The organism is Streptomyces sp. 71268 (assembly GCF_029392895.1).
GTDB lineage: Bacteria > Actinomycetota > Actinomycetes > Streptomycetales > Streptomycetaceae > Streptomyces.
Genome location: NZ_CP114200.1, coordinates 6,310,094 through 6,334,465 on the forward strand (window position 1 = coordinate 6,310,094; position 24,372 = coordinate 6,334,465).

Sequence of the window (24,372 nt, forward strand, 5' to 3'; positions counted from 1 at the left end):
CGGCGTAGCCGCGCGGTGCCCCGTCGCACGGCGGCCGCGCCCGGAGCCCAGCGCTCCGGGCGTCCCGTGCGGGCGTCCGCGCCGGCGCGCGGGATGCCGCGCGCTCGCACCGAGGGCCGGCCGACCGACGGCGGGTGCCCCCGGCCACCCAGTGATCAGACGGCACACGGGAAAGTGGTGAAATTACTCCTGGCGACGTATTCGCGCACATGGTTACCCCGCCGAACGACAGGCGACTTCCAGGCGACCCGCGGTAGCGGTCAGGTGACGTGGGGGTTTTCCGCGTCTTTTCCGCGGGCTCAGTAAGGTCTCGAACATTGGATACGAGTGACACGGCGAGTGGGGGAGCAGCAGGGCGTGACGGACGTCGAGCGGAGCGGACTGGGCAGATCCGCGGGCACCCGGCCGGAGCCGGCAGCCCGTTCGCGGATCGGCATGGCGCTCGCCGGGCTGTGGGTGGTGGCCGGCCTGCTGGCCGCCCGCCAGGCGGCGGCGGTGCTGCGACTGCCCCCGGACCAGCGCCTGACCGATCTGGAGACCTGGATCGGCGAGCGGGGCGTCCTGCACGTCCGGGGCTCGCTGTACGACACTGACGCCTTCACCGGCACCCCCTTCGCCGGACTCGTCCTCAAGCCACTGACCCGGGCCGCCGAGCAGAGCCTCGGCGTCGCCTGGACCTTCGGCACCCTCGCCCTCGTCGCCGTCCTCGGCCTGGTCGCCGCCCGCCTGCTGCCGAGCCCGGTCTCCCGGCGCACCGCGCTGCTCGCCGCCCCCGTCGCCATCAGCCTGATCGTCCTCTCGCTGCCGGTACGCAACGCCTTCACGCTCGGCCAGACCAGCATCATCCCCGTCCTGCTGGTGCTGCTTTCCCTGCTGCCGAAGACCTCCGCCCGCCAGTCGGCCCTGCTCATCGGCGTCGCCGCGGCGCTCCAGCCCGCCCTGCTGCTCTTCGCCGGGCTGCTGTGGCTCACCGGCCGCCGCCGGGTCGCCGTCCTGACCGGCGCCACCTTCGCCGCCTGCTCCGCGCTGGCCTGGGCCGCAATGCCGCACGACTCGTGGACGTACTGGGTGCACCACATCGGCGGCGCCGGCCTCGGCGAGAGCCCCGACAGCCTGTCCAACCAGTCGCTGCACGGCCTGCTGCTCCGCGCCGGGCTGCGCGGCCCGCTGGAGCTGACCCTGCTGGCCGTGCTCGCCGCCGCGGTGATCTGGTGGGGCCTGCGCCGCGCCGCGCACTACGCCAGGGACGGGCAGTTGCTGCTCGCCGCCGCGATCACCGGCTGTGTGGCACTGGCCGTCTCGCCCACCTCCTGGCAGCACCAGCTCCTGTGGATACTGCTGGCCGTCGTTGGCCGAGTCGGCAGGCGGCAGGCGGACCGGCTGGTGTGGCCGGTGCTCGTGGTGCTGGTCATGACGCTCAACCGGCACGCGTTGATGCCCGGCGGCCTGGAAGGGCTCGGCTTCATCGGTGACAACGCCCAGCTCTTCGCCGCGCTGGCCGCCGCCTGCCTGGTGCCCTTCCTGACGCGCGACGCCCCCGAGTGGAACAGGCCGCAGCCGAGCCCGACGGCGGAGCCCGTGCGCACGCCGTACTCGTGGGTGCCGATGCTGAAGTTCTGGCGGCGCCCGCTGTCCCGGCCGAACCTGCTCCTGGAGCTGATGCTCATCCGCGTCGGCTACTGGGGCTACTCGTTCATCCGTGCCCACGCGCCGGACGAGCGGAGCCTGGCGGAGGGGCACGGCCGGCAGATCCTCAGCATCGAGAGCTGGCTGCACATCGACGTGGAGTACTGGTTCAACCACTTCGTGGCCGACACCCCGTGGCTCGAAGCGAGCATGAACTACTACTACTCGACCTTCCACTTCCTGGTCCCGCTGTCGCTCCTTGCCTGGCTGTACGTCAGCCGCCCCGCCACCTACCGGTGGGCGCGCACCCCGCTGGCCTTCGCCACGCTGCTCGCGCTGTTCGGCTTCTGGCTCTACCCGCTGGCGCCGCCGCGCCTGATGGACATGGGCTACATCGACACCGCGCACGGCCCGCAGGACCTCAACGACCCGGACTTCGGCGCGCTGACCAAGCTCTCCAACCAGTACGCGGCGATGCCCTCGCTGCACGTCGGCTGGTCGCTGTGGTGCGGTGTGGTGATCGCCCTGGTGGCGCCCAGGCTGTGGATGAAGGTGCTGGGCCTGCTGTACCCGGTGCTGACCACCGCGGTCATCGTCGGCACCGCCAACCACTACCTGCTGGACGCGGTGGGCGGCGCGGCCGTCGTCGCGGCCGGCTTCGCCCTCCAGTACGTGCTGACCGGCGCGGGCCGCGCCCCGATCGAGCCGGCCAGGGCCACGGAGGCCGGGGCCGCCGCGGCCCGTGGCCGGGCGGCCACCCTGTGGGCCAGGGCCCGGGCCAAGCTGCCGGGGACCGACCCCGCCCCGGCCCCCGGCACGGCGGCCGCCACGGCGCCCACCGCTCTACGGGACGCCGCCGAGCCCCCCGGCCCACAGTCCGCCGAGGCCGGCTCAGCGGAGACCGACCCCGTGGAGCCCGACGCGGTGAAGCCCGGCTCCGGGAAGCACGACCTCGTCAAGCACGATTCCGTAGAGCCCGGTCCCGGCGAGCCCGGGGGCCCCGACGCGGACCCGGACGACCGGCCGGCCCCGGCCGACGCGGCCCGCTAGCGGCGGACCGCGACGGGCGGCGCGCCGGTCGCGGCGCGGCTCAGGCGTCGGGAGGGCGCGGCGGGGGATCCGGGGCGCGTTCGCGCCGGGCGCGGGCGGCCGGCGCCTCGTGGTTGGCCGACCGGCCCGGGCCCCGGTCGCCGTGGCCGGGCCACCACGCCGTGTGGCCGATCAGCGCCGTCAGGCTCGGCGTGAAGATCATGGCCATCACGAACGCCGCCACCACGATGCCGAAGGACAGCGCGAAGCCCATCTGGGACAGGGTGGCGTTGCCCGCGAGCATCAGCGTCGCGAACGTGCCGGCCAGGATGACGCCGGCGGCGGCGATGGTCGGCCCGGAGTGGCGGACGGCGGTGCCCGCCGCGTCGCGCGGGTCGCGTCCCTCGCGGGCCTCCTCCCGCAGCCGGGAGACCATCAGGATGTTGTAGTCGGTGCCGAGGGCGACCACGAACAGGTACATGATCACCGGCAGCATGAACATCAGCCCGGGTTGGGTGCCGATCCGCTGGAAGATGATGGACGTCGCGCCGAGCGTGGCGCCGAAGCCGAGCGCGACCGAGACCATCAGGTACCAGGGCGCCACCAGGCTGCGCAGCAGCAGGCCGAGAATGATCATGATGCAGAGCGCGGCCACCGGGAAGACCACGGCGTAGTCGCGGTCGACCGCCTTGTTGATGTCGACGTACACCGCCGTCGTGCCGCCCACCAGGGCCCGGGTGCCCCCCGGCGCCGCCTCGTCCGCCGCCGGGCGCAACCCGCTGCGTACCGTGTCGAGGGCGTCGTCGGAGGCGGGCGGGTCCGCGAGCACCACCTCGTACGACGCCGTCCGCCCGTCCTCGCTGAGCTTGGCCGGGTCGACCGAGCCGACGCCGTCCACCTGGCGGAGCCGGTCGCCGAAGGCCGTCGTGTCGGCGCGGCTGAGCCGGTCGCCGGCGGGGGCGTCCAGGTAGACGGAGGTGGGGTCGGTGGTGCCGGCCGGGAAGCCCTTCTCCATGTCGCGCTGGGCGACGATGGACTCCTTGCTCTTGGGCAGCGAGGAGCCCGCGAGGTCGAAGTTGGCGCGGTAGCCGAGCGCTCCCACCGCCAGCGCCCCCATGAAGACGGCGGACGCCACGGCCCACACCGCCGGCCGGCGGGCCAGCGCCAGCCCGAAGCGGGCGAAGCCGGTGCCGGACGGCTCGGCGCGCCAGGAGCGCGAGGGCCAGAAGACGCGGGTGCCGAGCAGCGACACCACGGCGGGCACCAGGGTCAGCCCCGCGAGCAGCGTGACGAAGACGGCGATGGCCAGCGCCGGGCCCATCGACTTGAGCATCCCGAGGGTGGACAGGGCCAGCGCGGCGAACGCGACGATGACGGCACCGGCGGCCGAGGCGATGGCCTCGCCGACCCGCTCCACGGCGTGCACCATCCCGCCCTTGGCGTCCTCGCCGGCGCGCAGCGCCTCGCGGTAGCGGAACAGCAGGAACAGGATGTAGTCGGTGCCGACGCCGAACAGCACGACCGTCAGCAACTCCTGGATGGAGCGGTCCGCCTTCATGTCGAAGGCGTCGTTGGCGCTGGCGATCAGGCCGGTGGCCATCGGCGAGATGAGGCCGATGAGCACCACCGGCAACAGCGCGATGATCGGGCTGCGGAAGATGGCCACCAACAGCACGATAATGATCACGACGGTGCCGACGGCGACCAGTGTGCCCGCCCGTTCGGAGGACTCGCGCTCGTCCAGGGACTGGGCGGCCGAACCCGTCACGCCCGCCGTGAGGTCGGTGCCCTTCAAAGTCCCGGGCAACTCGTCCCGCAGCGTCTGCACCGCGTCCTGCTGCGCGGTGTCGTCCGGGTTGGCCACCTCGGGCATGGCCACGGTCGCGGTCTGTACCCGCTTGTTGGGCGACACCGCCGCCGCGCTGACGTCCTGGATCTCGGGGATGTCCCGCCCGGCCAGGTCGGCGGAGACCTCTCGTACGTCCGCGGAGTCCGCCGAGGTCAGCCGGGCGCCGTCGGAGCGCTGGAAGACGATGATGGCGGCGATGTTGCGCTTCTGCGGGAACTGCGCCTCCTGGAGGTCCATCGCCTTGATCGACTCGTACTCCGACGGCAGGAAGCTGGCCTCGTCGCTGGTGGCGGTGAGCTTGGGGGCGAACGACAGGACGGCGGCGGCAGCGATGACCCAGGTCGCGATCACCCACCACGGGTGACGCACCACGAAACGGCCCAGACCTGCGAACATGCCTGCCCTCCCGCTCGCCCCCGTTCGGATCGTCGCGTTCAGCCAGCATCCGTCGCCGCGCCGCCGCGCGCATCTCGGAGCCGCCGGTCGGGCGCGGGTGGGTCAGGCGGGGTGGCGGTCGTTGAGGATGCGGTGGAAGAGCAGGTGGTCCCGCCAGGCGCCGTCGATGTGCAGGTAGCGGTCCGCCCTGCCGAACCGCTCGAAGCCGCTCTTGACCAGCACCCGCTGCGAGCGCGTGTTGTGCACCAGGGTGCCGGCCTGCAGGCGGTGCAGGCCCAGTTCCCCGTCGGCCGCCTGACACGCGGCGCGCACCGCCGCGGTGGCCAGCCCCCGGCCGAGTCGTCCGGCCGCGATCCAGTAGCCGAGGGAGGCGCTGCGGAAGGGGCCGTGGACGATGCCGGAGAGCGTCAGCCCACCGACGACCGCCTCGCCGTCGGTCAGCAGCCAGGCCGCGAGGCGCCCGGCGCGCTGTTCGTCGGCCTGCTCGCGGAGCCGGGTCAGTTGGCCCTCGGTGGTGAAGAAGCTGTCGGGGCGCCGTGGTTCCCAGGGCCGCAGGTGGTCGCGGCTGCGCCGGTAGGCCGCGGCCAGCGCCTCGGCGTCGGACTCGGCGGCGGGGCGTATCAGCACGCCGTCCAGGAGCGGTACGGCGGCGGTGAGCGAGGCGGGAGCGAGGGGAGTGGACATGGCGACACGGTAGGCGAAGCCCGGGCCCCGGAGCACGGGAAAAAGGCGTGGTCAGACGGGTCCGGCGGGCCGCCGTCCGGGCTGGCGAGGCCCCGGCGCCCCGGGCGGCGAGCCTGGACGCGCCGAAGGCCCCGCCCCGGCCCGGGCGTTGGTCGCGCCGGGTCGGGGCGGGAGAGTGAGCCGGATCAGGCGGTCACGGCGAGCGTGGCCGACGGGTCGGTGACGTCCGAGACGTCGTACGCGGCGCTGAGCGAGGCCGAGGTGACGTCGGTCGGGCAGCCGGCGCCGCCCGTGATGGTCACCGGGACGGTGGACTCGGCGTAGCTGAGCTTGGCCGGGGAGCCGTTGGTCCAGGTGCCGGGGACGTTCGCGGCGCCGGAGGTGCCGGTGCAGGTGAGGGCGCCGGTCAGGCTCATGACCAGGCCGCCCTGCGGGGCGGACAGGTTGGCCGCGATCGTGGAGCCGTGCTGGATGGAGATGCCCCAGGTGCCGGAGGTGGCGATGGAGACGTTCACGCCGGGCACGTTGGTGGTGCAGGACTCGAAGGTGGGCGCGGTGATGGTGCCGGACACCGGGCCGCTCGGGTTGGTGTTGTTGGGCGCCGCGGGTATCTGGTTGGCGCTGCCGCTGCCGGTGGGCTGCGAGGTCGAGACCTTACAGGTCACGGTCATGCCGCCGGCCTTGAGAACGACGTCACCCGACTGCTTGGCGCCGAAGTAGTGGCCCGCCGGGGTCACCGTGGTGGACCCGGCCGCCGTGGTCCGCGACTCGGCGGTGGCGGTGCCGGCGAGCGAGAGCGCTACGGCCGCGGCGGCGGCGACGCCGGCGGCGGAGGTGGTCAGAACGCGGGAGCGGTGCGTGCGGTTCGTCATGAAGGGGCTCCTTGAGAGCAGCGTTGCGGAGCGGGCTCCGCGCACAACATGAACCGAGCTGATTACCTGACGTAACGGGGCCCGATCCTAAAGCTGCCAATGGCCATTGAAAAGATCAGCCACGGCGGTTTTCGGCCGGCCCGGCAGGTTCTGATGAACCGTCGGATCAGCGATCGATGCCCGTCCGTGCCAGCGAAGTGCAGGTATGCCGTCGTTGTCAGCCATGAGATGGAAGCCGTACTTGGCGAGAACGTGCCCCGGGGAGCGCGGCACCCCGCCGGAACGGACCGGGCCCGGGGCGGGGCGGACCCACGGCGGGTCGCGGCAGGTCAGGGCCGGCCGAGCCGGTCAGCGCGCGGGGTCGGCGTCGTCCCGTGCCGGCCGCCGTGCCGCGCCGTACTCCGCCGCCACCGCGCGGTCCACCGCCCGCGCGAACTCGGCGCCCAGCGCCTCGCCGGCCAGCGGGCGCAGGGTGGCCACCGCGCGCGCGAGGCGCCGCGCCGAGGGCGGCGGCGCGGCGGCGCTCGCCGGAGCGGCCCCCGCCGGCTCGGCGCCCGCCGGCTCGGTGTCGGGCCCGGGCGTCTCGGTGGGCGGTGCGTCGTGGGGGTCTGCGGGCGCGGGGGCGCGTACGGCGGTGACCAGGTGGCGGGCCAGTCGCGCGGTGTGGTCGCGGACCATGGCGCCGGCGGTGAGCAGCGCGTCCAGCGGCACTCCGGCACGCACCAACTCGGCCGCCAGGTCCACGAGTTCGGGGCTCCCGTGGGTGATCGTCTCGCCGTCGACGCGGAGGTAGCCGAGCTGCGCGGCGCGGCGCAGGTTCTCCTCGGTCGCCTGGTCGCCGAACCGCTCGCGCAACTCCTCGCGGCAGGTCACCACCGGTGTGGGGCGTTCCGTCTGGCGCCGGCACCCCCGCGCGGGGTGCTCGTAACCCAGGAACTCGGCGAGGCAACTGCCCCGGTCCCAGGCGGCGAACAGCTCGGCGATGCCGTTGACCGGGTAGCCGCGCGCGAGCAGGTCGCTGATCAGCCGCAGCCGCGCGAGGTGCGCCTCGGAGTACAGCGCCACCCGGCCCTCGTAGCGCGGCGGCGGCAGCAGCCCACGGCCCTGGTAGTAGCGCAGATTGCGCACCTTGACGCCCGCCGCGCGCCCCAGTTCCGCCACCCGGTACTCCCGGCCGTGCCCCGATGCCTGGTCCACGCGAGCGAGTGTAGGGTCCCGGCATCACCACCGGGTGACATGGCGGCGACCCGACGGCGGCTGGCAGCAACCTGCCCGCCACGCCGGCGCGTTCACCGCCCGGCCGGTCCGTGCCCCCCCCGGTCGCGTGCGGCGGCGGCCGGCCCCCGGGCCGCGCGTGGGGGCGCCCGCCGACCGGTCCAGCGCGCCCCTCCCGCAAGACTCTTGCGCCCCCGTCGCCACCTCCGCAGACTGAACGCCCGTCACAGATACGCGTACCAGTCCGATTCCGGGGGGCACGCACACCGGTTCGCCCCGCGCGTGGACGCGAGAGAGGACGAGCCATGGCCCCGGAACCCGTCATCGTCGAGGCGGTGCGCACCCCGATCGGCGCCCGTGGCGGGGCGCTCGCCGGCCTGCACCCGGCCAGCCTGCTCGGCCAGACGTACGGCGAACTCCTCGCCCGCACCGGGATCAGGGCCGACTGCGTCGAGCAGGTCGTCGGCGGCACCGCCACGCCGGCCGGGGAGCAGTCGATGAACGTGGCCCGGCACGCCTGGCTCGCCCAGGGTCTGCCGTACGAGACCGCCGCGACCACCGTGGACTGCCAGTGCGGCTCGTCGCAGCAGGCCAACCACATGGTGGCCAGCATGGTCGCGAGCGGGGTGATCGACGTCGGCATCGGCTGCGGGGTCGAGGCCATGTCGCGGGTGCCGCTCGGCAGCAACAGCCGGCAGGGGCCGGGCCGACCGCGGCCGGACCAGTGGCAGGTGGACCTGCCGGGGCACTTCGAGGCCGCCGAGCGCATCGCCCGCCGCCGGGGCCTGACCCGGGAGCGGGTGGACGCGGTGGGCCTCGCCTCGCAGCAGCGGGCGGCGCGGGCGTGGGCGCGGGGCCGGTTCGCGCGCGAGACGTTCGGTGTGCGGGTGCCGCCATCCGGGGCGGGCCGGGCCGGACACGCGGCCGATCCGGTCGGGGACTGGGCTGGCGAGGCCGGGGAGTGGGTCGGTGGGACGGACGCGGCCGGGGACTGGTTCGGCCAGGCCGCCGGCGAGGCCGACTGGCGGCTGGTGGAGCGGGACGAGGGGGTGCGGGAGACGAGCCTGGCGGCGCTGGGCGAGCTGCGGGCGGTGATGCCGGCCGCGGTGCACACGGCGGGCAACACCGCGCCGGTCTCCGACGGGGCGAGCGCCGTGCTGTGGGCCGCCCGGCCGGTGGCCCACGCCCTCGGGCTGCGCCCACGGGCCCGTATCCTCGCCCAGGCCCTGGTCGGCGCCGATCCGCACTTCCACCTCGACGGCCCCGTCGACGCCACCCGAGCGGTCCTCGGCCGGGCGGGCATGACCCTCGCGGACGTGGACCTGGTCGAGATCAACGAGTCCTTCGCGTCGGTGGTGCTGTCCTGGGCGCAGGTCTTCGAGCAGGACCTGGAGCGGGTGAACGTGAACGGCGGGGCCATCGCCATCGGCCATCCGGTGGGCGCCACCGGCGCCCGGCTGATCACCACGGCCCTGCACGAACTGGAACGCCGGGACGCCGAGGTCGCGCTCATCACGATGGGCACGGGCGGCGGCCAGGCGACGGGCACCCTGCTGCAACGCCTGTGAGCCCCGGCCTCCCGCCCCCTCACGCGCCCGCTCCGGGGTGCGCCGGATCACGCCGGGCACGGGTGGAGGCCCGCCACCGCGCGTAATAGCCTGGCACTTCATTGATCTATTACGCGACGGGCGTGCGTAGGGCCCGGCCCGCGCGCGAGGGTCGCGGCCAGGGCAACGGGAGCGGTTCATGCACGGAACGGACGTCACGATCCGACGGGCCACGGCGGCGGACGCGCGCCGGCTGACGGCGCTGGTCCGGGGGTCCTCGGCGTACGTGGGGCAGTACGCGGCGATGGTGGCGGGCTACCGGGTCGGCCCCGACTACATCGCGACCCACCACGTGTTCGTGGCGGTGGACGCGGCGGATCGGCTGCTCGGGTTCTACTCGCTGATCCTCGACCCGCCCGAGGTGGACCTCATGTTCGTGAGCGACCGCGCGCAGGGCCTGGGCATCGGGCGGCGACTGGCCGAGCACATGAAGGCACAGGCGCGCGCCGAGGGCATCGCCAGCGTCCGCGTCGTCTCCCATCCGCCGGCCGAGGGCTTCTACCGCAGCGTCGGCGCGCGGCGCGTGGGCACCCTTCGCGCCAACCCGCCGTCGGTCGCCTGGGACCGGCCGGAGCTGGCCTTCGTCCTCGACTGAGCGGCGCGCGCGTGGTCGGTCGGGGCAGGGCGGCGCCGCGTGGACGACGGCGCCGGACGGGCTAGGTCGGCGGCGCGCGGTCGGGTCGCGGCGCGGGCGGATGCGGCCGGAAGGCGATCGGCGCGTCGAACGCGGCCCGCCGGGTGGCGCGGCGCAGCGCCGCCAGGATGGTGCCGCCGAGGGTCAGCACGAGGACGACCGTCAGGACGGCGCGCGGCAGGTCCCAGCCGAGCGAGGTGGCCAGGTGGTAGGCGAGGAAGCGGGACAGGTTCTCCGGCAGCGGGTCCCCTGGCACGAAGGAGATGCCCGAGCCCAGGCCGCCGATGTACGGCCAGCCCTGGAGGTTCATGATCAGGCCGTAGAGCGCCGACGCCAGGGCCCCGTACGCCGCGAGCAGCGCGAGTTCCGCCCGGCCCCGCAGCCGGTGGGGGCCCGGCAGCAGTCCGGCGCCCATCGAGACCCAGCCCATCGCCAGCATCTGGAACGGCATCCACGGGCCGACGCCCCCGGTCAGCAGGGCGGACGCGAACATCGCCACCGCGCCGAGCACGAACCCGAAGCCCGGCCCGAGCACCCGGCCCGAGAGCACCATGAGGAAGAACATCGGCTCGATGCCGGCGGTGCCCGCGCCCAGCGGGCGCAGCGCGGCGCCGGCGGCGGCCAGCACTCCCAGCATCGCGATGGCCTTGGCGTCCAGGCCGGTGTCGGCGATCGTCGCCACGACCACGGCGAGCAGCAGCGGCAGCAGCGCCGCGAACAGCCAGGGCGCGTCCCGCGAGTGGGCGAGCCCCGACTCCGAGTCGGCCAGCAGCGGCCAGCCGAACGCGGCCACGCCGACCGCGCTGACCAGCACGAGCGCGACCACCGAGCGCGGGCCCAGACGGATCGGCCGGGACTGCCGCCGCGCGCGCGGCGGGTGCGCGGCGGCGCCGGCCGTGGGCGCGTCGTCCGGTCGCGGCTGGTGGCCCGTCACGCGCCGGCCCCCAGGGCGTGCGCGACCTGCGGGACGGTGAGGTAGGGCAGCGGCGCCAGCACCTTGGCGACCTGGGGTGCGAAGGCCGGTGACGAGACGACGACCTCGGCCGTCGGCCCGTCGGCGACCACCTCGCCGTCGGCGAGGATCACCACCCGGTGCGCCAGTTCGGCGGCGAGTTCCACGTCGTGGGTGGCCAGCACGATGCCGTGGCCGTCGGCCGCGAGGGCGCGCAACACCTCCACGAGCCGGGCCTTTGCCGCGTAGTCCAGGCCCCGGGTCGGCTCGTCGAGCAGGATCAGCGGCGGACTCGCGGTGAGGATCACGGCCAGCGCGAGCGCGAGCCGCTGCCCCTCGGACAGGTCCCGTGGGTGGGTGGCGTCGGCGACGTCCGGCAGCAGCCTGGTCACCAGGGCGCGGCAGGTGCCGGGCGGCGCGTCGGCGTCGCGGTCGGCGGCCTCGCACTCGGCGGCCACCGTGTCCGCGTACAGCAGGTCGCGCGGTTCCTGCGGGACCAGGCCCACCCGGCGCAGCAGTTCGGCCGGGCGGGTGCGGTGCGGTACCGCGTCGCCGACCCGCACCGTGCCGGCCGCCGGCTCGTGCAGCCCGACGAACGCCGACAGCAGCGTGGACTTGCCGGCCCCGTTGCGGCCCATCAGGGCGACGCTCTCGCCGGGGCGCACCGTGAGGTCGACCCCGCGCAGGGCGTCGATCCGGCCACGGCGCACCGTCAGCCCCTCAGCCCGGCCGACGGGCGGCGCGACGGCGTCGGGCGCGGCCGGCTCGCCCGCGCCGGTCGCGGCGGGCGCCGGGGCCAGCCGGTCGCGCAACGTCCCCGCCCTGCGGCGCGCGTCGCGCACCGACAGCGGCAGCGGCGACCAGCCCGCCAGCCGGCCGAGCGCCACCACCGGCGGGTGCACCGGCGAGCGGGCCATCATCGCGGCGGGCTCGCCGACCAGCGGCGCCTCGCCCGGCGCGGGCAACACGACGACCTGGTCCGCGTACTGCACGACCCGCTCCAGGCGGTGTTCGGCGAGCAGCACGGTGGTGCCCAGGTCGTGCACGAGCCGTTGCAACACGGCCAGCACCTCCTCGGCGGCGGCCGGGTCGAGGGCCGAGGTCGGCTCGTCGAGGACCAGGACCCGAGGGTGCGCGGTGAGCACCGAGCCGATGGCCACCCGCTGCTGCTGGCCGCCGGAGAGGGTGGCGATGGGCCGCTCGCGCAGCGCCGCCAGGCCCAGCAGGTCCAACGTCTCCTCGACCCGGCGGCGCATGGTCTCCGGCGGCAGCCCGAGCGACTCCATGCCGTACGCCAACTCGTCCTCGACCGTGTCGGTGACGAAGTGCGCCAGCGGGTCCTGGCCCACGGTGCCGACGACGTCGGCGAGTTCGCGCGGCCGGTGGGTGCGGGTGTCGCGGCCGGCCACGGTGACGGTGCCGTGCAGGGTGCCGCCGCTGAAGTGCGGCACGAGCCCGGACACGGTGCCCAGCAGCGTGGACTTGCCGACCCCGGACGGCCCGACGAGCAGGCACAGCTCCCCCTCGTCCGCGGTCAGGTCCACGCCCGCCAGAGCGGGTCCGGCGGCGTCGTCGTAGGTGACGGACACCTGGTCGAAGCGGATCACCGCTCGGTCTCCTTCGCTGGTGGTTCGGTGCTCGGGTACGCCGCGCGGGACGCGGGCGGCGGGTCGGCCGCGCGCCGGGCCCCGGTCGCCGTGCGGCGCCGGCCGCCGCCCGGTGCGCCCGCCGGGTCCCGCCCGGCCGCGTCGGACCGTACGTCCGGGCCGGTACGCCGGTCCCGGCCGGTCCGTACGACCGCGTCCGGCGGTACGGGGGCGATCAGCGCGGGCAGCAGCCCGAGCAGCACCGAGGCGGCCGGCCACAGCGGGAGCGTCGGCGCGGTCAGCGGGACGGCGGGCGGGTGCAGCGCCGTGGGCGCGTACGAGCCCGCCCAGATCATCAGGCCCGCCACCGCGACCCCGGACCCGGCGACCAGCCAGGCGCGCGCGCCCCACCGGTCGGGCCGGTAGCGGCTGCGCGCGGAGCGGCGCCCGCCGAGCCACAGGCCGCCAAGGGCGGCGGCCAGCCCGGCGAGCAGCACGGGCAGCGCGTACCCCGCGCCCTCGGCGGCGAGCAGGCCGTACGTGCCGGCGCACACGCCGAGCAGGCCGCCGATGCTGAGGGCGGTCGTGGTGTGCCGCACGGCGCGCGGTACCTGGGCGGTGCGCCCGTAGCCGCGGGCGTCCATCGCGGCGGCGAGCGCCACCGAGCGCTCCAACGCCCCCTCCAGGACGGGCAGCCCGACCTGCAACAGGGCCTTCAGCCCCCGGTCGGACCGGCCGCGCAACCGCCGGGCGGCGCGCAGCCGCTGTACGTCCGCGACCAGGTGCGGCGCGAACGTCATGGCGACGACGACCGCCACCCCCGCCTCGTACAGCGCCCCCGGCAGCGACTTGAGCAGCCGGGCCGGGTTGGCCAGCGCGTTGGCCGCGCCGACACAGATCAGCAGCGCGGCCAGCTTCAACCCGTCGTACAGCGCGAACACCAGCCCCTCCGCCGTCACCCGGCCACCGAGCCGCACCCCCTTGGCCCACTCCGGAAGCGGCACCTCAGGGAGGGTGAACAGGGTGTGCGTGCCCGGGATCGGCGAGCCGAGGAAGACCGCGAAGACCAGCCGGATGCCGAGCACCACCAGGGCGATCTTGACGAACGCGCCGTACGAACGGGCCCATGGCGCCCGCGTGCGGCGCACCGCCACCACGTACCCCGCGACCGCTACCAACAGGGCCAGCAGCAACGGGTTGGTGGTGCGGGAAGCGGCGACGGCGAGCCCGAGCGCCCACACCCACCACGCCCCGGCGTGCAGGGCGCCCGCCCGGGTGGCCACCGGCGCGCGGGCGGCGCGCCGAAGACGGGCCGGGCGCCCCTCGCGCGGGGTGGCGGCGCGCCCGGTGCCGCCCCGGCCGGGGGCGTGTTCGCGGGCGGCGGTGGTCTCGCCGCGTGGAAGGTCGCTCATCGGGCAGTCGGCGGCGCTCATCCGCGTCGGCGGCGGGCCTGCCACAGCGCCGCCGCGCCCAGCGCGGCGATCGCGACGGCGCCACCGATCAGCCCGGCCGACGGCCCGCTGTCGTCCGCGCCGTCCTTCGCCGTCGCGTCCCGCCCCGTGTCCTCCCGCGCCGTCTCTCCCGTGCCGGGGGAGTCCGCCGAGTCGCCCACCTGCTCGCCACAGCCCGACCTGGGGTAGCCGGCGATGGCGCACAGCAGGGCGGTGGAGTCGTAGCGCAGCGGCTTGGCGACCTGGGCGAGCGCGTCGGCGGCGGTGCCGTCATCGCCCACGCGCGCGCACGCCGTACGGGAACGGGGCGGCCGGTCGCCGCCCGGCGCGTCCCGCGCCGTGCCGAAGTCGAGCACCACCGCGACCCGCTTGCCGCCACCGTCGGGCGTACCGGCGCAGATCGCGGCGAAGTCGGCGGCGCCGCGTGGCCGCGCCGCGTCCCGGGTGTTCTGGCTGACGGCGAACCGGAAGCCGATGGTGTCCCCGTCGCCCGGCCGCGCGGTCGCGGGGCCCTGGGTCGCGTACGTCCACTCGCCGCCGTCGCGCTCCCAGAACGACCAGTAGCGGTAGCCGTCGGCGGCGGCCGGCGCCGCGCCCCACAGGCCGAGCAGCGGGGCCGCCAGCGCGAGCGCCACCGGCGTGGCGAGCGACCCGCGCCGCGTCCGGGGGCCGGCGGAACGCCGCGAGCGCGCGCCGGCGGCCGGCCGCGCCGACCGGGTCCGGCGCGCGGCCGTCGCCCCGTGGCGGGCCGGCCCGGTCGCGGCCTGCTCCGTCGCCTCCCCCGCGCGCATCAGAGCCGCTGCTTCTTACGGCCGCTCAGCAGGAAGCCGATCCCGATGCCGGCCACCAGGCCCACGCCGACGACCCACCAGACGCCCGCGCCGCCCCCGTCGTCGTCCTTCTCGTCCTTGTTGTCCTTGCCGTCCTCGCCGTCCTTGGCGCCCCCGCCGTCCGAGGAGACGGCGGCGGGGGTCGGGCCGGTGGCGTTGAGCTGCTCGACCAGGTCCGCGCCGCCGAACGCGCGCGGGTCGGCGCCGCCCGCGTGCGCGGCGAGCACCAGCTTGGCCAGCGCGCCCGGGTCGCCCTTCGCCCAGGTCAGCGCGCCGCTCTTGGACGCCTGGAGCCACTTGAGCGGGCCCTGCGCCGCGTCCTTGTGGCCGCCGGCCGCGAGCGCGATCACCGCGTCGGCGGTGCTGCCGTAGTCGGGCTGCGGCTCGGTGCCGGGCATCGCGGACGTCAGGTGCTGGTCGCCGGCGGACAGGGCCTTCGTCAGGTACGCGGCGGCGGCGTCCGCGGTGCCCTGGCGCCCCGCCGCCTTCGCGGCCTCGCCCTTCGCGCCGTCGGCACAGGCCAGTGGCTTCGGGTCGGCACCTGACCGCTTGGCCGGCGCCACCAGGAAGCCCCGCCCCTGCGCGGCCAGCGCGCCGTCCGCGGTGGCCAGCCCGTTCGGGGACAGCTTGCCGCTCTTGTCCGGCAGGTAGCCGAACGCGCCCCGCTCACCCTGCTTCGCGTCGCAGCCGAGCTGGAAGTTCCGCAGCGCGTCGTACGGGTTCTTGCCGCCCTTGGCGGTGACCTTGCCCGGGTCCTTGTCCGCGGCGGCGAACGCGCCGATGGCCACGGCCGTGGAGTTCGGGTCGCTCGGGCTGCCCGGGTTCATGCCCCAGCCGCCGTCCGCGTTCTGGTGCCGGGTGAGCCAGTCGAGCCCCTTGGCGACCTCGGCGCCACGCCCCTCGACCGTGGTCAACGCCTGCACGGCGGCGCCGGTCGCGTCGCTGAACTCGCCCTTCTTCGCGTCGCACGGGGTCTTGGTGTCCGCCCGGTAGGGGGTGAACCCGCCGTCCGCGCACTGCTGCCCGGCCAGCCAGTCGATGGCCTCGGTGGCCGGCGTCACGCCCGCCGCGTCCTGCGCGAGGAACGCCAGCGACTGTCGCCACACGCCGTCGAACTTCGGGTCCTTGGCGCCGTACAGCCCCCTGGGCGGCTTCTGCGACCCGGGCGCCGGGGCGGATGAGGACGCCGCGGCGGACGGGGCCTCGTCGGCGCCCGCCGCGTTCGCGACGGGTGCCGAGGCCGCGCCCACGGCGACGGCGCAGGCCAGCGCCACGGCGCCGCGGCGCGCGTGGACGGCGAAGGAGGGGGCCATGGTCGGTGCCTCTCGGTGGGTAGCGTCGCGATGTCCGTCATCGCGGCGTCGGTCGTCGCGCCGCGCAGCCGCGCACGCCGCCCTCCGCGCGCTCCGCGCGGTGGCACCGGGCTCAGCTCCGCAGACCTCGACGGGTGCCGGCGACCGGTCGGCGCCCACACGGGCCCGGCCGGCTCCGGGAGCCTGTCGCCCCGGTGCGGGTGGTCCGGCTCGCGCGCTCGCGCCACGGGGCGCGCCGCGCTCACGGTTGCGGGTCAGCGCCGGTCTCCCACCGGCTTTCCCCGACGCGGGGCGGGATGAAGTTGTCCGCGACAGCTTATCCGCCGCCCCCGCGCCCCCGATGCCCGCCGCCCCCGGGCCGGGGCCCGGCCTCCGGGCCCCGGCTCCGGTCGCGCCGGCATCCGTCAGCACGTCGTCGGCCCCCACCGCCCGCGAGGGGAGGTGAAGGCCGACGGGGCGTCGCTCCGGCTGGGCCGGGCGTCAGGTCAGCACCAGTGCGGGGCCGGGCCGATGTTGACGATGTAACGGGCCGCGCCCCACGCCCACTTGCCGGTGCTCAGCAGGTACCAGCGCGGGTTGCCGTCGATGTTCTGCCCGTTGACCTTGCACACGATGTTGACGACCGTGCCGTGCGGGAGGGCGCCGACGACCTTGTGCTTCTGGCTCGGGCCGCTCCGGATCAGCAGGCCCGACTTCGCGATCACGCGGCCCTTGTAGTGCGGCCGGGCCTCGGCGGAGGCGTTCTTCTCCGGCGCGGCGGTGGGGGTCGCGGCGAGGGCGGGGGTGGCGGCGGTGGCGAGCGCGAGGGCGCCCGTCGCCGCCGTCACGGCGAGCTTGCTGAACGTGGACTGCAGGAACATCTGTTTCTCCAGTGAGGTGAAAGAGCGGCTCCCCGGCGGGGAGTGCGCGGAGCCAGCGGAAGAGTGCGGCGGCGTGCCGCGCCGGGCGTTCGGCGACGCCGGCGACTGCCCACCGGCGCCTCAACGGGCACCCGACAGCGACCGGGCAGATCCAATGAAAATCCACCTAACCGCCACAAAGCACGCTAAGTAGGTCACGGAAACTTCGCAACTCGTCACATTCGGTAACTTCCGTCACCTGTCGCCCCACCTGAACTGGCCTTCCGGCGCCGCTCACCGCTCGCCCCGTACACCCCGGCCAGCCGCCGGCCGGGGTCGCCCACCCGGCCGTGGGCCCACGGCCGGCGCGGCGGCGGGGCGGGAGGGGCGCGGGTCGGGGGAGGCGTCGGGTCGGGGGAGCTGGCGCGGAGTCGGCGTGCGGCCGGGTGGGGGTGGTGGTGTCGGGCGGGCTTGTGGCGCTCGTCGGGCGCGCCGGGGCGGGTTGGCGGGGTTGGGTCGCCGGGTGGGGCGGCCTATCGTGCGCGGGGAATGATCACGTGCCCTCGGGGCGTACGCGGAAGGCGGGACGGCATGGCGGAGCGCTGGCAGATCGAGGTTGACCAGGGTCGATGCATCGGCTCGGGGCTGTGCGTGGGCGAGACGCCGGACGTGTTCCGGCTGGGGGCGACCCGGCGGTCCGAGCCCGTCGCCGCCGAAGTGGACGCATCCGAGCGGGTGTTGGACGCCGCCGAGAGCTGCCCCGTGGAGGCCATATCGCTACGGCTCGGCGGCGGCGAGCCCGTCTTCCCGCCCGTGGACTGACCCGGCGGCGCCCCCCTCCGGGCGCGCGGCGGACGGGCCCCGGATGCCCGACCCGCCGCGCGGCCACGGGTGCCCTGCCCGCCGCCCGGTCCCGGGTCGGTGCGGCGGCAACGGCCCACCCACGACGACGAGTTGTCGTGGCGTCACCAGGCGGGTCGCGTCGGTGTCGCGTTGAACGCGGCTCCGGCGGCGAGTTCCGCGCCCTCCGTCCGGCCGGTCGCGCCTCGCGCGCCCTGGTGGGTCAGGCGGGGGTCGTGAGGTCGATCAGGCGGCAGACGGTCTCGATGTCGATCTTGACCTGGGCGATGGAGGCCCGCCCCGAGAGCCAGGTGACGAGCGCGGAGTGCCAGGTGTGCTCGATGACGCGGACGGCCGAAAGCTGAGCCGGGGTCGGCGTGCCGGCCAGGCCCATCGCGTCCAGGATGATGGCCGTCGTCAAGCGGGAGACCGTGTCCACCTCGGGGCTGACCGAGCGGTCGGCGAAGGTCAGGGCGCGCACCATGGCGTCGGCGAGCTGCGGCTCGCGCTGCATGGCCCGGAAGGCCCGCATGAGCGTCTGGGCGACCCGGGCCGAGGGCTCCTCCTCGGCCGGGGGGCGCTTGCGCAGCGTCTCGTGCAGCCGCTGCAACTGGTCCTGCATCGTCGCCACCAGCAGGTGCACCTTGGACGGGAAGTAGCGGTAGAGGGTGCCGAGCGCCACCCCCGAGGTCTCGGCCACCGCCCGCATCTGGACGGCCTCGAACCCGCCCCGGCTGGCCAGTTGGGCGCTGGCGTGCAGAATCCGACGGCGGCGCGCCTCCTGCCGCTCGGTGAGCGGCGCCGAGGTCGGCTTCGAGACTGCGGTCATCTGTCCTACTTCGGTGCGGGAGCCGGCGCGTGCGCCGGGCGGCTGCGAACACCGTGCATGATGACAGGGCCCACGGGGCCGCGCGAGTGCTGAAACCTGTTTCACTTTGACGCGCCCCCGGAGCCCCGGGCCGCCCCGCGCCCGCCAGCCGGCGCCCGGGTCGCCGGCCGTGGCCGGCGACCGGCACACCGCCGCGACCACGGTTCACCCAGTGGCGCGAATCACCCGGGCCCGGACCGGGGCGCCCCGGCACGGCGGGTATCTTCGAGACTTCCCGCACGTTCCGATGGTGGAACTTGTTCTAGATCTCAGCGAGCGGTTACGCTCCCGCTGAACTGCGTCGAGAAGGGGGCCGCGAGTGACCGCTGAGGCCGTGCAGACGACCGGGCCCGAACCGCTCCGGGCGGCGCCCCCCGCCGCCGAAGGCGCCCCGTTGCGCATCGCGCTGCTCACCTACCGGGGCGACCCGTTCTGCGGCGGCCAGGGCGTGTACGTGCGCCACCTCTCCCGCGAGCTGGCCCGGCTCGGCCACCACGTCGAGGTGCTCGGCGCCCAGCCCTACCCCGTCCTGGACGGCGCTGACGGGGTGAACGGCGCGGACGGGCCCGACTATCCCGCTGGCGGCGGCGTCCACCTCACCGAACTGCCCAGCCTCGACCTCTACCGGCAGCCCGACCCGTTCCGCACGCCCAAGGCGCACGAGATCCGCGACTGGATCGACGCCCTCGAGGTCGGCACCATGTGGACCGGCGGCTTCCCCGAGCCGCTCACTTTCAGCCTCCGTGCCCGCCGCCACCTCGCGGCCCGGCGCGGCGCCTTCGACGTCGTGCACGACAACCAGACCCTCGGCTACGGCCTGCTCGGCCTGGAACGCGCCGGCTTCCCCCTGGTCACCACCATCCACCACCCGATCACGGTGGACCGCAAGCTGGAGCTGGACGCGGCCACCGACCGGCGCCGCCGCGCCTCGGTCCGCCGCTGGTACGCCTTCACCCGGATGCAGAAGCGCGTCGCCAAGCGGCTGCCGACGGTGCTCACCGTCTCCGGCTCCTCCCGCCAGGAGATCGTCGCCGACCTCGGCGTCTCCCCGCGCCGCGTGCACGTGGTGCCCATCGGCGCCGACACCACGCTCTTCTCGCCCGACCCCGCCGTTCCGCGGATCCCCGGCCGCGTCGTCACCACCTCCAGCGCCGACGTGCCGCTCAAGGGCCTCGTCTACCTGATCGAGGCGCTCGCCAAGCTGCGTACCGAACAGCCCGCCGCCCACCTGGTCGTGGTCGGCAAGCGCGCGGACGACGGACCGGTGGCCGCGGCCATCGAGCGGTACGGGCTCGCGGACGCCGTCCAGTTCGTCAAGGGCATCACCGACACGGAGCTGGTCGACCTGGTCCGTGGGGCGCAGGTGGCGTGCGTGCCCTCGCTGTACGAGGGGTTCTCGCTGCCCGCCGCCGAGGCCATGGCCACCGGCACCCCGCTGGTGGCCACCACCGGCGGCGCCATCCCCGAGGTGGCGGGCCCGGACGGCGAGACCTGCCTCGCGGTGCCGCCCGGCGACGCGGGCGCGCTCGCCCAGGCCATCGGCCGGCTCCTGGACGACCCCGCGCTGCGGGCCCGACTCGGCGCGGCCGGCCGGGAACGCGTGCTGAGCCGCTTCACCTGGGAACAGGCCGCGCGCGGCACCGTCGAGCACTACCGCGAGGCCATCCGCGTGCGGGCCGCCGCCCGGCGTCGCTGACCCCGTCCGCCCCGTACCCGCCGCACCACCCCGCCCGCCGAGCCCGCCCCCGACCCCGTGGCCCGCAAGCCCCGCCCGCCGCGAACCGCCCCGCACCGCCTCCCCGCCCCGGCACCCCCGCCGGTCCCCGGGAGGTGCCCCCACCGCTTGATGGAAAGAGAGGGCAGACCCCCGTGCTGACCGTCGACTTCTCCCGCTTCCCGCTCGCCGCAGGCGACCGGGTCCTCGACCTCGGCTGCGGCGCGGGCCGGCACGCCTTCGAGTGCTACCGGCGCGGCGCGCACGTCGTCGCGCTCGACCGCAACGGCGAGGAGATCCGCGAGGTCGCCCGGTGGTTCGCCGCCATGAAGGAGGCGGGGGAGGCGCCCGCGACGGCCACCGCCACCGCCCTGGAGGGCGACGCGCTCGCGCTGCCCTTCCCCGACGACAGCTTCGACGTCGTGATCATCTCCGAGGTCATGGAGCACATCCCCGACGACAAGGGCGTGCTCGCCGAGATGGTGCGGGTGCTGCGCCCGGGCGGTCGGATAGCGGTCACCGTTCCCCGGTACGGCCCGGAGAAGGTCTGCTGGGCCCTCTCGGACGCCTACCACGAGGTCGAGGGCGGCCACATCCGCATCTACCGCGCCGACGAACTGCTCGACAAGCTCCGCGAGGCCGGGCTGCGACCGTACGGCACCCACCACGCGCACGGCCTGCACAGCCCGTACTGGTGGCTCAAGTGCGCGTTCGGCGTGGACAACGACAAGGCGCTGCCGGTCCGCGCGTACCACAAGCTGCTCGTCTGGGACATCATGAAGAAGCCACTGGCCACCCGGGTCGCCGAGAGCGCGCTCAACCCGCTCATCGGCAAGAGCTTCGTGGCGTACGCGACGAAGCCGCACGCCCCCGCGCGGCCGTTGCCCGACCCCGTGCCGGACGCCACCGCGAATGCCACCGGTCAGGCCGCCGCTCCCGCCCGCGCCGCCGTCGAGGAGCGGGCGTGACCGTCGCGGGCCGTGGGCCGGGGCGTACCGAACGCCTGGTGCTGCCCGGCGTGTTGACGGCGGAACAGGCCGCCGAGACCGTCGCCGGCATCCTCGCCGTACAGCGCGCGGACGGCGCCATCCCGTGGTTCCGTGGCCACCACCTCGACCCGTGGGACCACACCGAGACCGCCATGGCGCTGGACGCCGCGGGCGAGCACGAGCGCGCCGAGGCCGCCTACCGCTGGCTGGCCCGGCACCAGAACTCCGACGGCTCCTGGTACGCGGCCTACCCCGACACCCCCGACGGCGTGGCCGCCGACCGGCCGACCGACCGCGCCAAGGAGACCAACTTCTGCGCCTACGTCGCCGTCGGCACCTGGCACCACTACCTGGCCACCGGCGACGAGACCTTCCTCGACCAGCTCTGGCCCACCGTCTACGCGGCCATCGAGTTCGTTCTCGGCCTCCAGCAGCCCGGCGGCCAGATCGGCTGGAAGCGCGCCGCGCCCGACGACGGCGGCGCCCTGGTCACCGACGCGCTGCTGACCGGCTGCTCCTCGATCCACCACGCCCTGCGCTGCGCCCTGGCCATCGCCGAGCACCGCGAGGACCCGCAGCCCGACTGGGAGTTGGCGCTCGGCTGGCTCCGGCACGCCATCCGGCACCACCCCGAGCGGTTCCTCGACAAGAGCCGCTACTCCATGGACTGGTACTACCCGGTCCTCGGCGGGGCGGTCACCGGCGCCGCCGCCAAGGAGCGCATCGCGAGCGGCTGGGACCGCTTCGTCGTCCCCGACTACGGCGTGCGCTGCGTGTCCCCCAACCCCTGGGTCACCGGCGGCGAGAGCTGCGAACTGGCCCTCGCCCTCTGGGCGATGGGCGAGAGCGACCACGCGGTACGGGTGCTGCGCTCCATCCACCACCTACGCGCCGCCGACGGCCTGTACTGGACCGGCTACGTCTTCGACGACGACGCCATCTGGCCGCGCGAGCTGACCAGTTGGACCGCGGGCTCGCTGCTCCTCGCGGTGGCCGCGCTCGGCGGCGACGAGCCCACCGTGCAGGTCTTCGGCGGCGAGCGGCTGCCCACCGGGCTCGCCCCGGACTGCTGCTGACCCCGCCGGGCCCGCCCCGGCCGCGCGCCCCGACGCCGCGCGGCCGGCGAGCCCACGGGGGTGGTCACGGCCACCCCGGCCGGCCTCGGCCCCCGACGCGAAATACCGAGGCGAGCCGCGCGGAGCCGGCCATACGGTAAGCCCATGACCGACCTTGGATACGACCGCTACCGTGCCGCGTTGGCCACGGAGAGCGACCTGCTGCGCGCGGCCGTGGCCGACGCCGACCTGTCGACGCGCGTGCCCACCTGTCCCGACTGGACCCTGGCCGACCTGCTGCGACACGTCGGCCGGGCCCACCGCTGGGCCGAGTCCCTGATCGTCGCGCGCGCGACGGAGTACGTGGAGGACGAACGGCCAGCGTCGGCCGGCCCGGACGGGAGCGACCCGCGCGCCATGGACGCCTGGCTGGCCGAGGGGGCCGCCATGCTCGACGCGGCGCTCGCCGAGGCGGGCCCCACCGCCCCCGTGTGGACCTGGGGCCAGGAGCAGAGCCCGGCGTTCTGGGCGCGCCGCATGACGCACGAGACGGTGATCCACCGGGCGGACGCGGTCTCCGCCACGGGGACCGAGTACGCCGTGGCCCCGGACGTCGCGGCGGACGCCGTCGACGAGTGGTTGGAGATCGTCACCAACCCGCTGGCCGCCCACTTCAACCCCAAGCTCGGCGAGTTGCGGGGCACCGGCCAGGCCATCGGACTGCGGGCCACGGACACCGCGCCGGAGCAGGCCGGCCACTGGACCATCGAGCTGACCCCGGAGGGCGTGCGCTGGGCCCGTGCCCAGAGCGCCGCCGAGGTCACCGCCAGTGGCGCCCTCACCGACCTGGCGCTCCTCTTCTACCGCCGGCTGCCCCGGGACACCGACCGCGTGCGGATCACCGGCGACCGCGCGCTGCTGGACTTCTGGCTGGACCGGGCCAGCTTCGAGTAACCGCCGGGCGCCGCCGGCGCCGGGCACGGCGACGGCCCCCCGCCCGCGAGGGACGAGGGGCCGTAGCGCCGCGAACGGCTGGTGGATCGGCTCAGCCGCGCTGGATGCCCGTGGTGTCCTGCAGCACGCCGCGACGGCCGTCCTGCGTCTGCGCCACGAGCGCCTGCCCGCGCTGCTCCACCGCCAGGTACCAGGTGCCCGGCGCCAGCTCGGCGATCGGCGTCGCCGAGCCGTCCTCGGCGTAGAGCGGACGCGCCACCGGAACGGCGAACCAGAACGGGGCGAACTCCCCGGCACCGGCGCCCGCCGCGGCCGGCGCCGCGCTCGCGCCACCCGGCTGCCCGCCGTACGAGGGCTGGCCACCGGCCGGAGCACCGTACGGGGAGGAGGCACCCGGCTGCTGACCGCCGGGGTAGCCGTAGCCACCGGCCGGCTGGCCGGCCTGACCCGGCTGGCCACCGTAGGGGGAGGGGGTGGGCTGCGGCGAGGCCGTGCCCAGGAGCGGAGCCTTGAGCGCGGGCACGCGCGGACCGGCCACGGCGGCGCCGGCCAGCAGAAGCAGGGCGATGAAGCCCAGGATCTGGCCCGCGCCCTTCTCCATGCCGTCCGGGTGGCTGAAGATCATCGTCCAGGTGGAGGTGAACGCCGCGGCCACCGCGAGCGCCGTCCCCCACTGCTCCAGCGTCAGACCGAACAGGTTGCGCTGCGGCAGCAGGTGCGACAGGACGACCAGGGCCGCCCCGACCACACCGAGGACGAAGATGCCGGCCGTGTTGGAGGCGAAGTCGGAGCTCCAGCCGTTCCACGACGAGCACTGGGAGGACGGCACGCCTGACGGGCATTCGATGGCAAGGAAATCGAGGAACGAGGCGACGAACAGCAAAACCGCTGCTCCGATCACCACGCCATCGCCTCGAGTGAGGGAGCGGATGTTCACGTAAGGTCCTCTATCGGTCTCGTCTGTTTTCGTCGCTGTCGCCGGACGCGAAGTGCGAGGGCGCGGGGGTGGCCCCCCATCGTACGGGTGAATCTATCGCCGGAACGGCCGGGTGCGCCCCTTCGGGAGCGA

The 24,372-nt window shown here is 75.5% G+C and carries 21 protein-coding genes and 1 riboswitch; of the genes, 8 read left to right on the plus strand and 13 right to left on the minus strand.

What is annotated here, in order from left to right; genetic code table 11:
* Window positions 1-435 precede the first annotated feature (435 nt).
* On the plus strand, window positions 436-2,676 hold the full coding sequence (locus OYE22_RS25080; protein ID WP_277324306.1) for a bifunctional glycosyltransferase 87/phosphatase PAP2 family protein: 2,241 nt from the start codon (window positions 436-438) through the stop codon (window positions 2,674-2,676).
* A gap of 40 nt (window positions 2,677-2,716) precedes the next feature.
* Here OYE22_RS25080 and OYE22_RS25085 read toward each other — a convergent pair whose 3' ends face one another.
* The 5 genes from OYE22_RS25085 to OYE22_RS25105 all read right to left on the minus strand — a co-directional run bounded on the left by OYE22_RS25085 (window position 2,717) and on the right by OYE22_RS25105 (window position 7,653).
* Window positions 2,717-4,900, minus strand: a complete 2,184-nt coding sequence (locus OYE22_RS25085; protein WP_277322504.1) for an MMPL family transporter — start codon at window positions 4,898-4,900, stop codon at window positions 2,717-2,719.
* Between the two features lie 102 nt (window positions 4,901-5,002).
* The gene (locus OYE22_RS25090) at window positions 5,003-5,584 is read right to left on the minus strand and encodes a GNAT family N-acetyltransferase (protein ID WP_277322505.1); all 582 of its coding nucleotides are present in this window, start codon (window positions 5,582-5,584) and stop codon (window positions 5,003-5,005) included.
* A gap of 185 nt (window positions 5,585-5,769) precedes the next feature.
* Window positions 5,770-6,456 carry a hypothetical protein gene (locus OYE22_RS25095; protein ID WP_277322506.1) on the minus strand — a complete coding sequence of 229 codons (687 nt, stop codon included), beginning with the start codon at window positions 6,454-6,456 and terminating at the stop codon, window positions 5,770-5,772.
* Between the two features lie 87 nt (window positions 6,457-6,543).
* On the minus strand, window positions 6,544-6,681 hold the full coding sequence (locus OYE22_RS25100; RefSeq protein WP_277322507.1) for a hypothetical protein: 138 nt from the start codon (window positions 6,679-6,681) through the stop codon (window positions 6,544-6,546).
* A 123-nt stretch (window positions 6,682-6,804) separates the two neighbouring features.
* A complete protein-coding gene (locus OYE22_RS25105; RefSeq protein ID WP_277322508.1) occupies window positions 6,805-7,653 on the minus strand; it encodes a MerR family transcriptional regulator in 849 nt (282 codons plus the stop codon).
* Between the two features lie 323 nt (window positions 7,654-7,976).
* Here OYE22_RS25105 and OYE22_RS25110 point away from each other — a divergent pair, with 323 nt between their 5' ends.
* Window positions 7,977-9,239 (plus strand): steroid 3-ketoacyl-CoA thiolase, encoded by a 1,263-nt coding sequence (locus OYE22_RS25110; protein ID WP_277322509.1) that lies wholly within the window; start codon window positions 7,977-7,979, stop codon window positions 9,237-9,239.
* Window positions 9,240-9,417: 178 nt separating this feature from the next.
* Complete coding sequence (locus tag OYE22_RS25115) at window positions 9,418-9,873, plus strand: GNAT family N-acetyltransferase (RefSeq protein ID WP_277322510.1); 456 nt, start codon at window positions 9,418-9,420, stop codon at window positions 9,871-9,873.
* A 61-nt stretch (window positions 9,874-9,934) separates the two neighbouring features.
* On the opposite strand, the gene OYE22_RS25120 is transcribed toward OYE22_RS25115, so the two are convergent.
* The 6 genes from OYE22_RS25120 to OYE22_RS25145 form a co-directional block, all read right to left on the minus strand.
* A complete protein-coding gene (locus OYE22_RS25120) occupies window positions 9,935-10,759 on the minus strand; it encodes an ECF transporter S component (RefSeq protein ID WP_277324307.1) in 825 nt (274 codons plus the stop codon).
* An 83-nt stretch (window positions 10,760-10,842) separates the two neighbouring features.
* Window positions 10,843-12,471 (minus strand): ABC transporter ATP-binding protein, encoded by a 1,629-nt coding sequence (locus tag OYE22_RS25125; protein ID WP_277322511.1) that lies wholly within the window; start codon window positions 12,469-12,471, stop codon window positions 10,843-10,845.
* Window positions 12,468-13,862, minus strand: a complete 1,395-nt coding sequence (locus tag OYE22_RS25130; RefSeq protein WP_277322512.1) for an energy-coupling factor transporter transmembrane component T — start codon at window positions 13,860-13,862, stop codon at window positions 12,468-12,470. The genes OYE22_RS25125 and OYE22_RS25130 overlap by 4 nt, the downstream gene beginning before the upstream one ends.
* Window positions 13,863-13,879: 17 nt before the next feature.
* Window positions 13,880-14,692 carry an SCO2322 family protein gene (locus OYE22_RS25135; RefSeq protein WP_277322513.1) on the minus strand — a complete coding sequence of 271 codons (813 nt, stop codon included), beginning with the start codon at window positions 14,690-14,692 and terminating at the stop codon, window positions 13,880-13,882.
* The gene (locus OYE22_RS25140) at window positions 14,692-16,044 is read right to left on the minus strand and encodes a prenyltransferase/squalene oxidase repeat-containing protein (RefSeq protein WP_277322514.1); all 1,353 of its coding nucleotides are present in this window, start codon (window positions 16,042-16,044) and stop codon (window positions 14,692-14,694) included. The genes OYE22_RS25135 and OYE22_RS25140 overlap by 1 nt, the downstream gene beginning before the upstream one ends.
* Before the next feature lie 198 nt (window positions 16,045-16,242).
* A riboswitch (cobalamin riboswitch) is annotated at window positions 16,243-16,326 on the minus strand.
* 203 nt (window positions 16,327-16,529) lie between these two features.
* Window positions 16,530-16,904, minus strand: a complete 375-nt coding sequence (locus tag OYE22_RS25145) for an SH3 domain-containing protein (RefSeq protein ID WP_277322515.1) — start codon at window positions 16,902-16,904, stop codon at window positions 16,530-16,532.
* Between the two features lie 570 nt (window positions 16,905-17,474).
* On the opposite strand from OYE22_RS25145, the gene OYE22_RS25150 reads away from it, so the two are divergent.
* On the plus strand, window positions 17,475-17,705 hold the full coding sequence (locus OYE22_RS25150) for a ferredoxin (RefSeq protein ID WP_277322516.1): 231 nt from the start codon (window positions 17,475-17,477) through the stop codon (window positions 17,703-17,705).
* A 241-nt stretch (window positions 17,706-17,946) separates the two neighbouring features.
* Here OYE22_RS25150 and OYE22_RS25155 read toward each other — a convergent pair whose 3' ends face one another.
* A complete protein-coding gene (locus OYE22_RS25155; RefSeq protein ID WP_277322517.1) occupies window positions 17,947-18,552 on the minus strand; it encodes a TetR family transcriptional regulator in 606 nt (201 codons plus the stop codon).
* 358 nt (window positions 18,553-18,910) lie between these two features.
* On the opposite strand from OYE22_RS25155, the gene OYE22_RS25160 reads away from it, so the two are divergent.
* The 4 genes from OYE22_RS25160 (at window position 18,911) to OYE22_RS25175 (ending at window position 23,303) form a co-directional block, all read left to right on the plus strand.
* Complete coding sequence (locus OYE22_RS25160; RefSeq protein WP_277322518.1) at window positions 18,911-20,287, plus strand: glycosyltransferase family 4 protein; 1,377 nt, start codon at window positions 18,911-18,913, stop codon at window positions 20,285-20,287.
* Between the two features lie 173 nt (window positions 20,288-20,460).
* On the plus strand, window positions 20,461-21,273 hold the full coding sequence (locus OYE22_RS25165) for a class I SAM-dependent methyltransferase (protein ID WP_277322519.1): 813 nt from the start codon (window positions 20,461-20,463) through the stop codon (window positions 21,271-21,273).
* Entirely contained in the window at window positions 21,270-22,370 is a 1,101-nt protein-coding gene (locus OYE22_RS25170; RefSeq protein WP_277322520.1) for a prenyltransferase, read from the plus strand. The genes OYE22_RS25165 and OYE22_RS25170 overlap by 4 nt, the downstream gene beginning before the upstream one ends.
* Window positions 22,371-22,514: 144 nt before the next feature.
* A complete protein-coding gene (locus tag OYE22_RS25175) occupies window positions 22,515-23,303 on the plus strand; it encodes a maleylpyruvate isomerase N-terminal domain-containing protein (RefSeq protein WP_277322521.1) in 789 nt (262 codons plus the stop codon).
* 91 nt (window positions 23,304-23,394) lie between these two features.
* Here the strand turns inward: OYE22_RS25175 and OYE22_RS25180 are convergent, their stop codons facing one another.
* Window positions 23,395-24,240 (minus strand): DUF5336 domain-containing protein, encoded by an 846-nt coding sequence (locus OYE22_RS25180; RefSeq protein WP_277322522.1) that lies wholly within the window; start codon window positions 24,238-24,240, stop codon window positions 23,395-23,397.
* Between the last annotated feature and the right edge of the window lie 132 nt (window positions 24,241-24,372).

Excerpts from the sequence above, each read along its gene's own strand:
- OYE22_RS25080 (WP_277324306.1), top strand. The coding sequence starts at position 436 with ATGGCGCTCGCCGGGCTGTGGGTGGTGGCCGGCCTGCTGGCCGCCCGC.
- OYE22_RS25085 (WP_277322504.1), bottom strand. The coding sequence starts at position 4,900 with ATGTTCGCAGGTCTGGGCCGTTTCGTGGTGCGTCACCCGTGGTGGGTG.
- OYE22_RS25090 (WP_277322505.1), bottom strand. The coding sequence starts at position 5,584 with ATGTCCACTCCCCTCGCTCCCGCCTCGCTCACCGCCGCCGTACCGCTC.
- OYE22_RS25095 (WP_277322506.1), bottom strand. The coding sequence starts at position 6,456 with ATGACGAACCGCACGCACCGCTCCCGCGTTCTGACCACCTCCGCCGCC.
- OYE22_RS25100 (WP_277322507.1), bottom strand. The coding sequence starts at position 6,681 with ATGGCTGACAACGACGGCATACCTGCACTTCGCTGGCACGGACGGGCA.
- OYE22_RS25110 (WP_277322509.1), top strand. The coding sequence starts at position 7,977 with ATGGCCCCGGAACCCGTCATCGTCGAGGCGGTGCGCACCCCGATCGGC.
- OYE22_RS25115 (WP_277322510.1), top strand. The coding sequence starts at position 9,418 with ATGCACGGAACGGACGTCACGATCCGACGGGCCACGGCGGCGGACGCG.
- OYE22_RS25130 (WP_277322512.1), bottom strand. The coding sequence starts at position 13,862 with ATGAGCGACCTTCCACGCGGCGAGACCACCGCCGCCCGCGAACACGCC.
- OYE22_RS25135 (WP_277322513.1), bottom strand. The coding sequence starts at position 14,692 with ATGCGCGCGGGGGAGGCGACGGAGCAGGCCGCGACCGGGCCGGCCCGC.
- OYE22_RS25140 (WP_277322514.1), bottom strand. The coding sequence starts at position 16,044 with ATGGCCCCCTCCTTCGCCGTCCACGCGCGCCGCGGCGCCGTGGCGCTG.
- OYE22_RS25145 (WP_277322515.1), bottom strand. The coding sequence starts at position 16,904 with ATGTTCCTGCAGTCCACGTTCAGCAAGCTCGCCGTGACGGCGGCGACG.
- OYE22_RS25150 (WP_277322516.1), top strand. The coding sequence starts at position 17,475 with ATGGCGGAGCGCTGGCAGATCGAGGTTGACCAGGGTCGATGCATCGGC.
- OYE22_RS25155 (WP_277322517.1), bottom strand. The coding sequence starts at position 18,552 with ATGACCGCAGTCTCGAAGCCGACCTCGGCGCCGCTCACCGAGCGGCAG.
- OYE22_RS25175 (WP_277322521.1), top strand. The coding sequence starts at position 22,515 with ATGACCGACCTTGGATACGACCGCTACCGTGCCGCGTTGGCCACGGAG.